Below are 14,056 nucleotides of genomic sequence, written 5' to 3'. Positions count from 1 at the left end.
ATGCGTGTATCCCAAAAAAACGCCCGCTTTCGCGGGCGTTTTCTTATTTCTTCGCTTCGGCCGGTTTCTCTTCGGCCGCCTTGAACTCGGTGCGGCAGTCCACGCGGATCTGCTCGCCGGTGCTGCGCCAGACAAACGTGCGGCAATGGCGGTTGCCGTCCTGGCTGTCGTTCACCGCAACCGCATAGAACGACTCGATGATCTCGTCACGCGTGACCGTTCCGTCGCCGTTCCAGTCCATGTCCTTCTGCTCGATGCCCTGGGTGATGGCGATGTTGGCGTACCAGGCATAGCCCAGCCACGCCAGCACGATCAGCACCAGGGCCAGCAGCGCCTTGCGGCGCGGGCTGAACTTGCCGCGCAGGATCATGGCACGCGCCGGATGGTGGCGCCGAGCGAAGACAGCTTCTCTTCGATGTTCTCGTAGCCACGATCAAGGTGGTAGATGCGGTCGATGGTGGTATCGCCGCTGGCCATCAGGCCAGCCAGGATCAGCGAGGCCGACGCACGCAGGTCGGTCGCCATCACCGGTGCGCCACTCAGGTGCTCGCTGCCACGCACGATGGCGGTGTGGCCTTCGACCTGGATGTCCGCACCCAGGCGCAGCAGTTCGTTGACGTGCATGAAACGGTTCTCGAAGATCGTTTCGTTGATCACGCCCACGCCGTCAGCCACGCAGTTGAGTGCCATGAACTGCGCCTGCATGTCGGTCGGGAATGCCGGGTACGGCGCGGTGGTCAGGTTGACCGCCTTCGGCCGCTTGCCCTGCATGTCCAGGGTGATGCTGTCGTCGGTGGTCTCGATCTTCGCACCGGCCTCGACCAGCTTGGACAGCACCGCGTCCATGGTGTTCGGGCGCGCACGGTTGACGGTGACCTTGCCACCGGTCATCGCCGCGGCCACCAGGAAGGTGCCGGTCTCGATGCGGTCGGGCAGCACTTCATGGCGGCCACCGGACAGGCGCTCGACGCCTTCGATGACCAGCCGGGCAGTGCCCAGGCCTTCGATCTTCGCGCCCAGCGCGATCAGGCAATGCGCCAGATCGGTCACTTCCGGTTCCATCGCGCAGTTGTCGAGGATGGTGGTGCCTTCAGCCAGCACCGCGCCCATCAGCACGTTCTCGGTGCCGGTGACACTGACCATGTCGAAGGTGAAATGGCCACCCTTCAGGCGCTTGGCGGTGGCCTTGATGAAGCCGTTCTCGACCACGATCTCGGCACCCAGCGCCTGCAGGCCCTTGATGTGCTGGTCGACCGGACGCGAGCCGATCGCGCAGCCGCCCGGCAGCGACACTTCGGCCGCGCCGAAACGGGCCAGCAGCGGGCCCAGCACCAGGATCGAGGCGCGCATGGTCTTGACCAGCTCGTACGGTGCCACGTGCTGGTTCACCGAGCGCGGGTCGACCACGATCGCGCTGCCGCGCGACAACGTGCCCTGGTCGATGGTGACCTTGGCGCCCAGCTCGCCCAGCAGCTTCACCGTGGTGACCACGTCGTGCAGGTGCGGCACGTTGGTGATCTCCACCGGTTCATCGGCCAGCAGGGTCGCGCAGAGAATGGGGAGGACGGCGTTCTTGGCGCCGGAGATGCTCACTTCACCGTGCAGCGCAGCGCCGCCGGTCACAACGATCTTGGCCATGTATTCGGGATCTTCTGCGGTTCAGCCGGCTTCGGCCGGGGTCACGGTTTTCAGCGCCAGCGCGTGGATCGCGCCGCCCATCAGGTCGCCCAGAGTGGCATACACCATGCGGTGGCGGGCCAGCGGCATCTTGCCGGCAAAGGCCTCGCAGACCACGGTCGCTTCGAAATGCACGCCATCGTCGCCCTGCACGTCGGCGCGGGCGCCGGGCAGGCCGGTTTCGATCAGATTGCGGATGGTGTCGGCGTCCAACGGGCTTTCCTAATAAAATGTGCGTCCATTCTACTTCCGCTGCGTGGCGTCCGCATGGCCGAATCCCTGTTGCCCCCCCGTTCCGTCGACCCTGCCGGCCTGGTTGCCAGCGGCCGCCGCGTGTTCGAGATCGAGCGGCAGGCGCTGGATGCCGTGGCCGACCGCCTCGGCGAAGCCTTCCAGCAGGCCTGCCAGGCGATCCTGGCCAGCCGTGGCCGGGTGGTCGCCACCGGCATGGGCAAGTCCGGGCATATCGCCCGCAAGATCGCTGCCACCCTGGCCTCTACCGGCACGCCGGCGTTCTACGTGCACCCCGGCGAAGCCGGCCACGGCGACCTGGGCATGATCACCGAGGACGACGTGGTGCTGGCCCTGTCCTATTCGGGCGAATCGGACGAGGTGCTGATGCTGCTACCGGTGCTCAAGCGCCAGGGCAACGTACTGATTTCCATGACCGGCCGCCCGCAGTCCAGCCTGGCCACCGCCGCTGACATCCACCTGGACGTGAGCGTGCCGGCCGAGGCCTGCCCGCTGGCGCTGGCGCCCACCTCCAGCACCACCGCCTCGCTGGCCATGGGCGATGCACTGGCCGTGGCCCTGCTCGACGCACGTGGCTTCACCGCTGATGACTTCGCCCGTTCACACCCGGCCGGCAGCCTTGGCCGCCGCCTGCTGCTGCACATCACCGACGTCATGCACACCGGCGACGACCTGCCCAGCGTGGGCACCGACGCCAGCCTCAGCGAAGCGCTGATGGAGATGAGCCGCAAGCGGCTGGGCATGACCGCCGTGGTCGACGCCGACGGCGTGCTGATCGGGCTGTTCACCGACGGCGACCTGCGCCGTGCGCTGGACAGCGCGTTGGACGTGCGCACGGCGAAGATCGCCGACGTGATGACCCGCAACCCGCGCACCATCGGCGCCGACCAGCTGGCGGTCGAGGCCGCCCGGCTGATGGAGACCCACAAGATCACCGGCCTGATCGTGGTCGATGGCCAGGGCCGTGCGGTCGGTGCCCTGAACATTCATGACCTGTTGCGGGCCCGGGTGGTTTAACCGACAGTCCATAGACCCCATTCAGTCTGTAACGCCGTACCCGCCCACAACGAGCCTGCCGCCCTGATGCCCTGGTCCCCCCTGCCCGCCTTCCCCGCCCACCTGCATGCCGCCGCGGCCCAGATCCGCCTGGCGTGCTTCGACGTGGACGGCACCCTCACCGATGGTCGGCTGTACTACGACAAGGACGGCAACGAGAGCAAGGCGTACTTCGTGCAGGACGGCCTGGGCCTGAAACTGCTGCAGCAGCACGGCATCCACCCCGTGCTGATCACCGCGCGCAACAGCCAGTCCGCGCTCAAGCGCGGCGCCGACCTCGGCATCGACACCCAGATCGCCGTGGGCGACAAGCTGGCCAGCGTGCAGGCGCTGTGTGCGCAGCACGGCATCGGCCTGGAACAGGTGGCGTTCATGGGCGATGACCTGCCCGACCTGGCGCCGTTGGGTGCGGTCGGCCTGGCGGTGGCCCCGGCCAATGCCCATCCGTGGATCGCCGAACGCGTGCACTGGCAGACCCGCGCCGAGGGCGGCCGTGGCGCCGCGCGCGAGCTGTGCGACATCCTGCTGGCCGCTCAGGGCCGCGTGGATGCGGTGCTGGCGAGGTTCGGCGCATGAACGTGCCCACCTTGAACTGGCGCACCCTGCTCGGCATCGGCCTGCTGCTGGCCGCCCTGCTGAGCAGCTGGGCGGCGCTGCGCAACCGCGACAAGGGGCCAGCCACGGGTGGCCAGGAAATCGGCGTGGATTACATCCTGCATGACTTCCAGATCGTCGCCCTGGATGAGCACGGCAAGGAATCGACCACCCTGCGCGCACCGTTGCTGGAGCGCCAGCGCGGCGACCAGACCATCAACATCGCCACCCCGCTGTTCGAGATGCCGGACAAGGATGGCAAGCACTGGACCCTGCGTGCAGAGACCGGCTGGCTCAGCGCCAAGGGCGACGAGATGAAGCTGCGCGGCAATGTCGCCGGCGACAGCCCGGCGGGCCCGGGCGTGGTGCCGACCACCTTCCGCACCGACCATCTGGACGTGTTCCCGAAGGACAACCGCGCCCGCACCGACGCCCTGGTAACCATGACCCGCCCGGGCATGGAACAGTCCGGCGTCGGCTTCGAAGTGGATTCGAAGAACAACACGTATCATTTCCTCAGCCAGTCCAAGGGCCGCTACACGCCCAAACGCTGATTCCGCCGCCAGCCTGCGACGTCTCCGGACAGGCGCAGGGCCGGCAGCCCCACCCGCCCGCCCCCGGTCCACCCGGGAGGCCCCCACCGGTAGAACGGACCCCGATGAAGATTCCCTTTGCCGCCGTACTCGCGCTTGGTCTTCTTGTCCCCAGCGCCGCCTTCGCCAAGTCCACCGACCGCAACGAAGACATGCACATCGATTCCGGCGCCCAGTCGGGCACGCTCACCGGCGACGGCAAGACCGTGCTGTCGCAGGGCGTGGTCATCACCCAGGGCACGCTGGACCTGCGCTCGTCCGAGGCCGAGATCTACCTCAAGGACGGCGAAGCCGTGCGCGCGGTGTTCACCGGCAAGCAGGCGAAGATGAAACAGCAGCTTGATGACGGTACCTGGATGGACGCGCTGGCTGATCGCATCGACTACGACATCAAGACCGAGATCATCACCCTGACCGGCAACTACAAGGTCACCAGCGCGCGCGGCACCAATGCCGGCCAGCGCATGGTCTACAACACCCGCACCGGCGAGATGAACTCCGGTGGTGACGGCAGCCGCGTGCGCACCGTCATCCCGCCGAAGAACAAGACCCCGGCCGCACCGGCGGCACAGCCCAAGGCCGCCACGCCGGCACAGCCGGCCGGGAGCAAGAAGTAATGCTCGTCGCCAAGGGCCTGCGCAAGAAGTACAAGCAGCGCGAAGTGGTCAAGGACTTCGGGCTGACCCTCGACGCCGGTGAAGTGGTCGGCCTGCTCGGCCCCAACGGCGCCGGCAAGACCACCTGTTTCTACATGATCGTCGGCCTGGTCGCCGCCGATGCCGGCAGCATCGTGCTCGACGGCAAGGACATCACCGGCGACCCGATGTACACCCGCGCCAAGCAGGGTGTGGGCTACCTGCCGCAGGAACCCTCGGTGTTCCGCAAGCTGACCGTGGCCGACAACATCCGCCTGGTGCTGGAACTGCGCGAGGACCTGGACTCGGCCGGCCGCGAGCGCGAATTGAACGGCCTGCTGGACGAGCTGCAGCTGGGCCATGTTGCCGACCAGCTCGGCGCCAGCCTGTCCGGTGGCGAACGCCGCCGCTGCGAGATCGCCCGCGCACTGGCCGCGCAGCCGCGCCTGATCCTGCTAGACGAACCCTTCGCCGGTGTCGACCCGATTTCGGTGGGCGAGATCCAGCGCATCGTCACCCATCTCAAGCAACGTGGCATCGGCGTGTTGATCACCGACCACAATGTGCGCGAGACCTTGGGTATCTGCGACCGCGCGTATATCCTCGCCGAGGGCAGCGTGCTGGCCCAGGGTTCGCCGGAGGCGATCCTGGACAACGCCGACGTGCGCCGGGTCTACCTTGGGGATTCCTTCAAGCTGTGACTGCGGTCGCCGGGTCCCTTTCCTTCCTTTCGGCACAGGCATGAAGACTCGGCTGCAGACATCGTTGGGACAGCAACTGGTGCTCACGCCCCAGTTGCAGCAGGCGATCAAGCTGCTGCAGATGTCGACCACCGAGCTGGAGCTGGAGATCGCCCAGGCAGTGGAGAGCAACCCGCTGCTGGACTGGGCCGACAGCAACGACAGCAGCGCCGCCAATGAAGGCAGCGATGTCAACGACAACGAAGCGCCTGCAGAACGCAGCGATGAAGGCGACGACTGGGCGCCGGCCGAACTGGACTGGACGGCGACCGGCAGCGGTGGCAGCTTCGATGATGACGACGATACCGGCAGCGCTGCCGAGCGCGTGGCCGAAACCGAAACGCTCGCCGACCATCTGCTGTGGCAGCTGCACCTGTCGCATCTTTCTGCCAGCGATCGCAGCATCGGCGCGGCACTGATCGATGCACTGGACGACGACGGTTACCTGCGCGAGCCGCTGGCCACCATCGCCGAAACCCTGTTGCCGGCGATCCACGCCGACGAGGACGAGATCCTTGCCGTGCTGCATCGCATCCAGCGTTTCGATCCGGTGGGTGTGGCTGCACGCACGCTTGGCGAATGCCTGCAGCTGCAGCTGGACGTGCTGGCCGATGAAACGCCGGGCCTGCTGCTGGCGCGACAGATTGCCGCAGGACCACTGGAGCGGTTGCCGCGCAGCGGCGTTGCCGGGCTTGCACACGAGTTGAAGCAGCCGCTGGACGAGGTCGAGACTGCCGTGGCGCTGCTGCGCTCGCTGGACCCGCGCCCGGGCACGCAGATCGCGCCGCTGTCGCAGGACACCTATGTGGTGCCGGACGTAGTGGTGTGGCGGCAGAACGGCGTGTGGCGCGCGGCGCTGGCCGGGCACGCCGGACCAAAGGTGGTGATCCATCGTGGCTATGAACAGCTGATCCGCCGCTGCGGCGACGCCGACGCCGGCTACCTGCGCGCCCAGCTGCAGGAAGCACGCTGGCTGCTGAAGGGCCTGCAGCAGCGTGGCGAGACCCTGCTGCGCGTCGTGCGCAGCCTGATCCTGCAGCAGGCCGGCTTCCTCGAATTCGGCGAGCAGGCGCTGCGTCCACTGACCCTGCGCGAGATCGCCGCCGAGCTCGGCCTGCACGAATCCACGGTCTCGCGCGCGATTGCCCGCAAGCACGTTCGTACCCCGCGCGGCACCCTGCCGCTGCGCGCCTTCTTCGCCTCGGGCATTGATACCGAGGGCGGTGGCGAAGCATCCAGCACCGCCATCCAGGCGATGATCCGCCGCCTGATCGACGACGAGAACCCGCGCAAGCCGCTTTCTGACGCCAAGCTGGCTGACCTGCTCAAATCGTCGGGAATTCCAGTAGCGCGACGCACCGTGGCGAAGTATCGTGAAGCCATGAACATTTCCGCCTCGCACGAAAGGGTCAGAATCGCTTGACGCGCCGCCGCGCCCGGCGGAGAGGTTCATTGGCACATCCGAACACAGGAGAAACCCGATGCGCATCGAAACGTTTGGCAAAGATGTCGAAGTCACCCCGGCCCTGCAGTCCTATGTGGAGGAGAAGCTGGCCCGGATCGGCAAACACTTCGACCAGCACTGCGAAGCGCGGGTGACCCTCAAGCTGCAGAAGACCGAGCACCACGTCGACGCCAGCCTCAACATCCCTGGGCAGACCCTGCACGCCGAGGCCGGCGGCCAGACCATGTACGCCGCGATCGACCTGCTTGCGGACAAGCTTGACCGCCTGGTGATCAAGCACAAGGAGAAAAAACAGCAGCACGCACCGCTGCCGGTGGGCGACAATGGTGGCTGATCGCCACCGTTCCCCGCAGACATGCCCCTGACTGACCTCCTGGCGGCCGTGCAGACCCAGCTCTGCACGGCCACCGACCGTGACAGCGTCCTGCAGGCCGCCGCCGGGTTGCTGGCCTGCCGCCAGGCCAACGCCGAACAGATCTATCTGAACCTGTGCCAGCGCGAAGCGCTGGGCAGCACCGCGATCGGCCACGGTATCGCCATTCCCCACGGCCGCGCGCCGACCCTGGACCGCCCCCGTGGCGCCCTGCTGCGCCTGGCCACCCCGGTCGACTTCGGTGGCGACGAGCCGGTGGACCTGGTATTCGCGATGGCCGTTCCCGCCCACTACACCCACCAGCACCTGATGCTGCTGTCCGAGCTGGCCGAATTGTTCTCGGCAGCGGATGTCCGCCAGGCCCTGCGCCAGGCAGGCGATGCCCGGGCCCTGCGCGAGGCGCTGGACATGACCCCACCTGCGAGTGCCGCATGAATACCAGCATCACCGCCCGTGAACTGTTCGAACAGCAGCGCGAGCGGCTGGGGCTGCGCTGGGCCGCGGGCCAGTCGGGTGAAAAGCGCGAGCTCGAGGCCGGCAATACGGTCTCGCGGCGCCCCTCGCTGGCCGGCTACCTCAATGCGATCTACCCCAACAAGGTGCAGATCCTGGGCACCGAGGAACTGTCCTGGCTGGACGCACTTGAACCGCGCCAGCGCTGGGAAACGATCGAAAAAATCATGCAGTCGCACCCGCTGGCACTGGTGCTGACCCGCAACCAGGCGTGCCCGGAAGACCTGCGCGCCGCCGCCGATGAATCCGGCACCCCGTTGTGGCTGTCGCCCAAGCGCGGCCACGAGCTGCTCAACCACCTCTCCTACCACCTGGCGCGGACGCTGGCGCCGCGGGTGATCCTGCATGGCGTGTTCATGGAGATCTACTCCATCGGCGTGCTGATCACCGGCGAAGCGGGATCCGGCAAGAGCGAACTGGCGCTGGAACTGCTCAGCCGTGGCCATCGCCTGGTGGCCGACGATGCCCCCGAATTCACCCAGATCGCACCCGATGTACTCGACGGCACCTGCCCGGAGCTGCTGCAGGACCTGCTGGAAGTGCGCGGCCTGGGCGTGTTGAACGTGCGCGAGATGTTCGGCGACACGGCTGTAAAGAAGAACAAGTACCTTCGGCTGATCGTTCACCTGACCAAGCCGATGACCGAACCCACCCCGCATGGCTACGAGCGCCTCACCGGCGATTCGGGTACCCGCCATGTGCTGGATCTGGACGTGCCGCTGATCACCCTGCCGGTAATGCCCGGCCGCAACCTGGCCGTGCTGACCGAGGCGGCCACCCGCCTGCATATCCTGCGGACCAAGGGCATCGACCCGGCGGCGATGTTCATCGCCCGCCACAGCAACCTGCTGGAACGGCGAACGCCCTGACCCCCTGCCCTACGAAGAGCCTGTCCATGAGCACCGTCACCCCCTCCGCCCCGACCCTGATCATCGTCAGCGGCCTGTCCGGCTCGGGTAAATCCGTCGCCCTGAAGACCTTCGAGGACCAGGACTACTACTGCTCGGACAACCTGCCGATCAACCTGCTGCCGGACTTCGTGCGCAGCCTGCTGGCCAATCGCGGCGGCAGTGCACCGCGCCGGCTGGCCGTAGGCATCGACGTGCGTGGGCAGGCCGACCTGAGCCAGCTGGGCGACTGGCGGCAGCTGGCCGCCGACGCCGGCGTGGACGTGAAGGTGCTGTTCTTCGAAGCCAGCGACGAGACGCTGCTCAAGCGCTACGCCGACACCCGCCGCCGCCATCCGTTGAGCCAGCTGGGGCTGTCCCTGCCCGAAGCCATCGCCCGCGAACGCGAGTTGACCGCACCGCTGCGCCGCGAGGCCGATGCGGTGATCGATACCAGCAACCTCAACGTGCACCAGCTGCGGCGCCGGATCATCACCGAGTTCACGATGGACCATGCCACCGGCCTGTCGCTGCTGTTCGAATCGTTCGCCTACAAGCGCGGCGTGCCGGCCGAAGCGGACTTCGTGTTCGATGCGCGGGCGCTGCCCAATCCACACTGGGACCCGGAACTGCGTGCGCTGAGCGGTCGCGAACCCGGCGTGCGCGACTACCTGGAAGCGCAGCCGGATGTGCAGCGCTATCTGGCCCAGTTGACGGACTTTCTCGATACCTGGCTGCCGAAGCTGGGGGATGGCACCCGCAGCTATGTGACCGTGGCGTTCGGCTGCACCGGCGGCAAGCACCGCTCGGTGTTCCTGGCCGAGCGCATGGCACGCCACGCCCGCGAGATGGGCTGGGAAGACGTGGCAACGTACCACCGCGAACAGGATTGAGGGCGGCCGGGCTGCGCCCGGCACCCGCAGAGGCAACGTCAACAGCCAAGGCAACGGCAACAGCCGCATTCCGTGGGATGGCGGGGCGGTGTGGGTATGCAGGACACGCCGTGAACCCATCCATGGGGGCTCGTAGGCGCCATCCATGGCGCCTGCGGTCCTGCATACCCACACCGCCCCGCCTCTGACAGATTCCGTGTGCTGTTGGTAGGTGTCGACCTTGGTCGACACGGTAGATCCACGCCATGCGTGGATGGGAGCAAAGGGGATGGGGTCAGAGCCCTTTTCCCGTGGAAAAGGGATCCGACCCCGGCAACGCTGAATACGGGACACAGTGCCCCTCTCCTGCTGCTATCGCCGATTCACCTTGACCTGTTAACGTGCAGTAATGACCTGTGGCATTCTCCTCGTAACACATCCTGGGGTCGGGACCGCCCTGCTTGACGTGGCGACCCGGCTCCTGCGGCAATTGCCGCTGAAAACCGAAGCTTTCGAAGTACCGTTCGACGCAGACCTGGACGCCCTGCTCCCGCTCGCCTCGGCCGCTCTGCGGCGGGTCGACAGTGGTGAAGGCGTATTGATCCTGACCGACCTGTACGGCGCCAGCCCCGCCAACCTTGCCGGGCAGCTGGCCCGGCTGGGGACCCCGGTTCGCCGGGTGTCGGCGCTGAGCCTGCCGATGTTGCTGCGGGTGATGAATTATCCGGAACAGGGACTGGATCAACTGCCCGCCACAGCCGCGGCGGGCACCCGTAATGGAGCGATAGTCGACGATGCTTGAACGAGAACTCACCGTGAGCAACCGCCTGGGCCTGCACGCCCGGGCCACCGCCAAGCTGGTGCAGACCCTGGCGCCGTTCCGCTGCAACGTGACCATGGCCGCCAAGGGCCGTGAGATCAACGCCAAGAGCATCATGGGCGTGATGCTGCTGGCCGCCGGCCAGGGCACCCCGGTCACGGTGCGCATCAACGGCGAGGACGAAGCCGCCGCGATGGAGGCGGTGGTCGGCCTGTTCGAACGCCGTTTCGACGAGGACAGCTGAGCGTGCCACGCGCACGCGCCGGCCAGCCCCCTTCCGGCCAACGGCCGGTACTGCTGCTGGCCGGCCATGGTGCCGCCCGCGGCACGGCAATGGGGCGCGCCCGCGTGCGCCTGCCGCATGCATTGGAAGTGGCCGAGCAGCGCGTTGCCGCCAACCAGGTCGAGGCCGAACTGGCCCGCCTGCACCGTGCGCTGGATGCCGCACGCACGGAGATGCACGAGCTGCGCCAGCGCCTGCATGGAGCGCTGAACCAGGAAGTGGGTGAGTTCCTCGACCTGCATGCGCTGCTGCTGGACGATCCCGAGCTGCTGTATGGCCTGGACGAACTGATCCGCAGCGGACCGTACAGCGCCGGCTATGCATTGCGCCTGCAGCGCGACCGCCTGGCCAAAGTCTTCGACGGCATGGACGATGCCTATCTGAAGAGCCGCATGGACGACCTCGACCATGTGATCGGCCGCATCCATGCCTTCCTGCAGCCCGAGCGCCCGCCGGCGGTGAAAGGCCTGGCCGGGGAAATCCTGGTCTGCGACAACATCGCCCCGTCCGAGCTGGCACAGCTGCAGGCACAGGGCGTGGTCGGCATCGTCACCGCCGCCGGCAGCGCGCTCTCGCACAGCGCGATCCTGGCGCGCAGCCTGCACCTGCCCCTGATCGTCAACGTGCCGCAGCTGCTCAGCCGCATCGCCGATGGCGACGTGCTGATCATCGATGGTGCCGACGGCAGCATCACCGCCAATCCGCAGGCCGACAATCTGCGCGACTACCGCGCACGACTGAAGGAACATGCGCGCGAACAGCGCGAGCTTGGCCGCCTGCGCAGCAAGCCCAGCCGCACCCGCGACCAGGTCGACATCGCCCTGCTGGCCAATGCCGAATCGCTGGAGGACGTGACCCAGGCGCATGCGCTGGGCGCCCACGGCCTGGGCCTGTACCGCACCGAATTCCTGTTCCTGCAGCGCAACGAGCTGCCGGACGAAGAAGAACAGTTCCAGACCTACCGCGATGCCGCACTGGGCATGAGCGGGCGACCGGTGACCATCCGCACCCTCGACCTGGGTGCGGACAAGGCCGACCGCACCGGCCTGACCCTGAGCAACGAAGAGAACCCGGCGCTCGGCCTGCGCGGCGTACGCCTGTCGCTGGCACGGCCGAAGGTAGCCGACACCCAGCTGCGCGCGATCCTGCGCGCCTCGGCCTACGGCAAGCTGCGGGTGCTGGTGCCGATGGTCAGCACCCGCGAGGAGCTGCTGGCAGTGCGCCGGCGCATGCTCAGGCTGTCCGAACAGCTGCGCGGCGAAGGCCACATGGTGTCCGACCACGTGCCGCTGGGCGCGATGATCGAAGTGCCGGCGGCCGCGCTGGCGCTGGAGAGCTTCATCGATCTGGTCGACTTCCTGTCGATCGGCACCAACGATCTGGTGCAGTACCTGCTGGCGGCCGACCGCAACAATGAAGCGCTGGGCGAGCTGTATTCGCCATTGCACCCGGCGGTGCTGCGGCTGCTGCAGATGGTGATCGAGACCGGCGCGCGCCACCGCATCCCGGTGGCGGTCTGTGGCGAGATGGCCGGCGATGCGCGGATGACCCCGCTGCTGCTGGCACTGGGCCTGACCGAATTCAGCCTGCACCCGGGCACGCTGCTGGAAGTACGCCGCGCGATCCGCGAGGCCGACCTGGCGACGTTGCGTGCACGCGCACCCAAGCTGCTGGCCGCGCGTGACCGCCGCGCGATCGAACGCTGGCTGGCGCTGGTGGCCGATACGCCCTGACACCACCCGCTCGCCGGGCATGCACGCCTGGGGTCGGATCCCTTTTCCGCGGGAAAAGGGATCTGACCCCGTCTCGTTGCCGCCGGGGTATCCGGTGAAACATCCCCTTGCGATAATGACGCGCTGAACACCCCTGTTGCCGCATCCTTGCCGGGATCGCGGCTTTTCTTATCCCCGCGGGAGCTGCGATGGCTGAAGCTGTACGCCACGACAAGACTGCACGCCAACTGCGGATGCTGTCCGATGCACTGGACAGCGGCCGGCTGGGCCCGGTGCGGCGCCTGGTCAACACCCTGGCCCCGGCCGAGATCGGCAACCTGCTCGAATCGCTGCCGCCGGGCAAGCGCGAGGTGGTGTGGGGCCTGGTCGATCCGGAAGATGATGGCGAGGTGCTGGTCCACGTCGGCGACGACGTGCGCGAAAGCCTGCTCGCGGACATGGACCCGGACGAGATCATCGCCGCGGTCGAAGACCTGGACATCGACGATCTGGCCGACCTGGTCGAAGACCTGCCGGACACGGTCATCGACGAAGTCCTCAAGTCGATGGACCGCGAGAACCGCGAGCGCCTGGAACAGGTGCTGTCCTATCCCGAGGACAGTGCCGGCCGCCTGATGAACCCGGACGTGGTGACCGTGCGCGCCGACGTCAATGTCGACGTCGTGCTGCGCTACCTGCGCCTGCGCGGTGAACTGCCCGACCACACCGACCACCTGTTCGTGGTCAGCCGCCGCCATCAGTACCTCGGCCGGGTGTCGCTGGCGGCACTGGTGACCCACGAGGACACCACGCCGATCAACCGCCTGATCGACGACGAGCAGCCAGCCATCGACGTCGGCGAGAGCGACCAGGAAGTCGCCCGCCAGTTCTCCGACCATGACTGGATCTCCGCGCCAGTAGTGGACGACAACAACATCCTGATCGGCCGCATCACCATCGATGACGTGGTCGACATCATCCGCGGCCAGGCCGAGCACCAGGCGCTGGGCGCCGCCGGTCTGGACGAGGACGAGGATCTGTTCAGCCCGGTCTGGCGCGCGATGCGCCGTCGCCTGATGTGGCTGTCGGTGAACCTGTGCACGGCCTTCCTGGCCTCCAGCGTGGTCGGTCATTTCGAAGGCACCATCGACAAACTGGTGGCACTGGCGGTGCTGATGCCGATCGTCGCCGGCCTCGGCGGCAACGCCGGTACCCAGGTGCTGGCACTGATGGTGCGCGGCCTGGCGCTGGGCCAGGTGGGCGCCTCCAATGCCCACACCCTGCTGTGGAAGGAAGTACGGGTCGCGCTGCTGAACGGCGTGATGCTGGGTTCGGTGCTGGGCCTGATCGTGCTGGCCTGGTTCCACTCGCCCGGGTTGTCCGCAGTGATTGCCATCGCACTGACCTGCAACCTCCTGTTCGCTGCATTGGCGGGCGTGCTGGTGCCGTTGACGCTGAAACGCTTCGGCTTCGACCCGGCGCTGGCCAGCGGCATCTTCCTGACCGCCGTGACCGACTCGATGGGCTTCTTCACCTTCCTCGGCCTGGCCACCCTGGTGCTGCTGCACTGAACCCTGCAGGGTC

At 67.3% G+C, this 14,056-nt stretch carries 17 protein-coding genes; 14 read left to right on the top strand and 3 right to left on the bottom strand.

Features of this window, described 5'->3' with window-relative positions; translation table 11 throughout:
* Positions 1–43: 43 nt before the first annotated feature.
* The 3 genes from EZ304_RS14630 to EZ304_RS14620 are packed head-to-tail and all read right to left on the bottom strand — an operon-like array spanning position 44 to position 1,890.
* Positions 44–370 (bottom strand): hypothetical protein, encoded by a 327-nt coding sequence (locus EZ304_RS14630; RefSeq protein WP_049445831.1) that lies wholly within the window; start codon positions 368–370, stop codon positions 44–46.
* Positions 367–1,638, bottom strand: a complete 1,272-nt coding sequence (murA, locus tag EZ304_RS14625) for a UDP-N-acetylglucosamine 1-carboxyvinyltransferase (protein WP_099553100.1) — start codon at positions 1,636–1,638, stop codon at positions 367–369. Before murA ends, EZ304_RS14630 begins: the two co-directional genes overlap by 4 nt.
* Positions 1,639–1,659: 21 nt before the next feature.
* Positions 1,660–1,890, bottom strand: coding sequence for a BolA family protein (locus EZ304_RS14620; protein WP_005408396.1), 231 nt, complete (start codon positions 1,888–1,890; stop codon positions 1,660–1,662).
* Positions 1,891–1,944: 54 nt separating this feature from the next.
* On the opposite strand from EZ304_RS14620, the gene EZ304_RS14615 reads away from it, so the two are divergent.
* From EZ304_RS14615 to mgtE, 14 genes are all read left to right on the top strand, one after another.
* Positions 1,945–2,946: a KpsF/GutQ family sugar-phosphate isomerase gene (locus tag EZ304_RS14615; protein WP_099553101.1), complete on the top strand. Its 1,002-nt coding sequence runs from the start codon at positions 1,945–1,947 to the stop codon at positions 2,944–2,946.
* 66 nt (positions 2,947–3,012) lie between these two features.
* Complete coding sequence (locus EZ304_RS14610) at positions 3,013–3,561, top strand: KdsC family phosphatase (RefSeq protein WP_099603840.1); 549 nt, start codon at positions 3,013–3,015, stop codon at positions 3,559–3,561.
* Positions 3,558–4,133 (top strand): LPS export ABC transporter periplasmic protein LptC, encoded by a 576-nt coding sequence (gene lptC / locus EZ304_RS14605; RefSeq protein ID WP_099555262.1) that lies wholly within the window; start codon positions 3,558–3,560, stop codon positions 4,131–4,133. Before EZ304_RS14610 ends, lptC begins: the two co-directional genes overlap by 4 nt.
* Positions 4,134–4,237: 104 nt before the next feature.
* Positions 4,238–4,789: a lipopolysaccharide transport periplasmic protein LptA gene (lptA, locus tag EZ304_RS14600; RefSeq protein ID WP_099553984.1), complete on the top strand. Its 552-nt coding sequence runs from the start codon at positions 4,238–4,240 to the stop codon at positions 4,787–4,789.
* On the top strand, positions 4,789–5,508 hold the full coding sequence (lptB, locus tag EZ304_RS14595) for an LPS export ABC transporter ATP-binding protein (RefSeq protein ID WP_005408391.1): 720 nt from the start codon (positions 4,789–4,791) through the stop codon (positions 5,506–5,508). Before lptA ends, lptB begins: the two co-directional genes overlap by 1 nt.
* A 40-nt stretch (positions 5,509–5,548) precedes the next feature.
* Entirely contained in the window at positions 5,549–6,970 is a 1,422-nt protein-coding gene (locus EZ304_RS14590; RefSeq protein WP_099553982.1) for an RNA polymerase factor sigma-54, read from the top strand.
* A gap of 58 nt (positions 6,971–7,028) precedes the next feature.
* A complete protein-coding gene (gene hpf, locus EZ304_RS14585; protein ID WP_005415556.1) occupies positions 7,029–7,346 on the top strand; it encodes a ribosome hibernation-promoting factor, HPF/YfiA family in 318 nt (105 codons plus the stop codon).
* Positions 7,347–7,367: 21 nt separating this feature from the next.
* Positions 7,368–7,820 carry a PTS sugar transporter subunit IIA gene (locus EZ304_RS14580; protein ID WP_099553980.1) on the top strand — a complete coding sequence of 151 codons (453 nt, stop codon included), beginning with the start codon at positions 7,368–7,370 and terminating at the stop codon, positions 7,818–7,820.
* A complete protein-coding gene (hprK, locus tag EZ304_RS14575; protein WP_099553978.1) occupies positions 7,817–8,767 on the top strand; it encodes an HPr(Ser) kinase/phosphatase in 951 nt (316 codons plus the stop codon). Before EZ304_RS14580 ends, hprK begins: the two co-directional genes overlap by 4 nt.
* A gap of 26 nt (positions 8,768–8,793) precedes the next feature.
* A complete protein-coding gene (gene rapZ / locus EZ304_RS14570) occupies positions 8,794–9,678 on the top strand; it encodes an RNase adapter RapZ (protein WP_164145902.1) in 885 nt (294 codons plus the stop codon).
* A gap of 388 nt (positions 9,679–10,066) precedes the next feature.
* Positions 10,067–10,459 (top strand): PTS sugar transporter subunit IIA, encoded by a 393-nt coding sequence (locus tag EZ304_RS14565; RefSeq protein ID WP_014036239.1) that lies wholly within the window; start codon positions 10,067–10,069, stop codon positions 10,457–10,459.
* Entirely contained in the window at positions 10,452–10,721 is a 270-nt protein-coding gene (locus EZ304_RS14560) for an HPr family phosphocarrier protein (protein WP_005408385.1), read from the top strand. The genes EZ304_RS14565 and EZ304_RS14560 overlap by 8 nt, the downstream gene beginning before the upstream one ends.
* 2 nt (positions 10,722–10,723) lie before the next feature.
* Entirely contained in the window at positions 10,724–12,493 is a 1,770-nt protein-coding gene (gene ptsP / locus EZ304_RS14555) for a phosphoenolpyruvate--protein phosphotransferase (RefSeq protein ID WP_142807423.1), read from the top strand.
* A gap of 188 nt (positions 12,494–12,681) precedes the next feature.
* Complete coding sequence (gene mgtE, locus EZ304_RS14550; protein ID WP_142807422.1) at positions 12,682–14,043, top strand: magnesium transporter; 1,362 nt, start codon at positions 12,682–12,684, stop codon at positions 14,041–14,043.
* The last annotated feature ends 13 nt before the right edge of the window (positions 14,044–14,056 follow it).

The sequence above is a fragment of the Stenotrophomonas maltophilia genome (assembly GCF_006974125.1).
GTDB classification, from domain to species: domain Bacteria; phylum Pseudomonadota; class Gammaproteobacteria; order Xanthomonadales; family Xanthomonadaceae; genus Stenotrophomonas; species Stenotrophomonas maltophilia_O.
The sequence above is the reverse complement of the archived record's forward strand: the minus strand, read 5'-3'. Positions and strand labels throughout refer to the sequence as shown.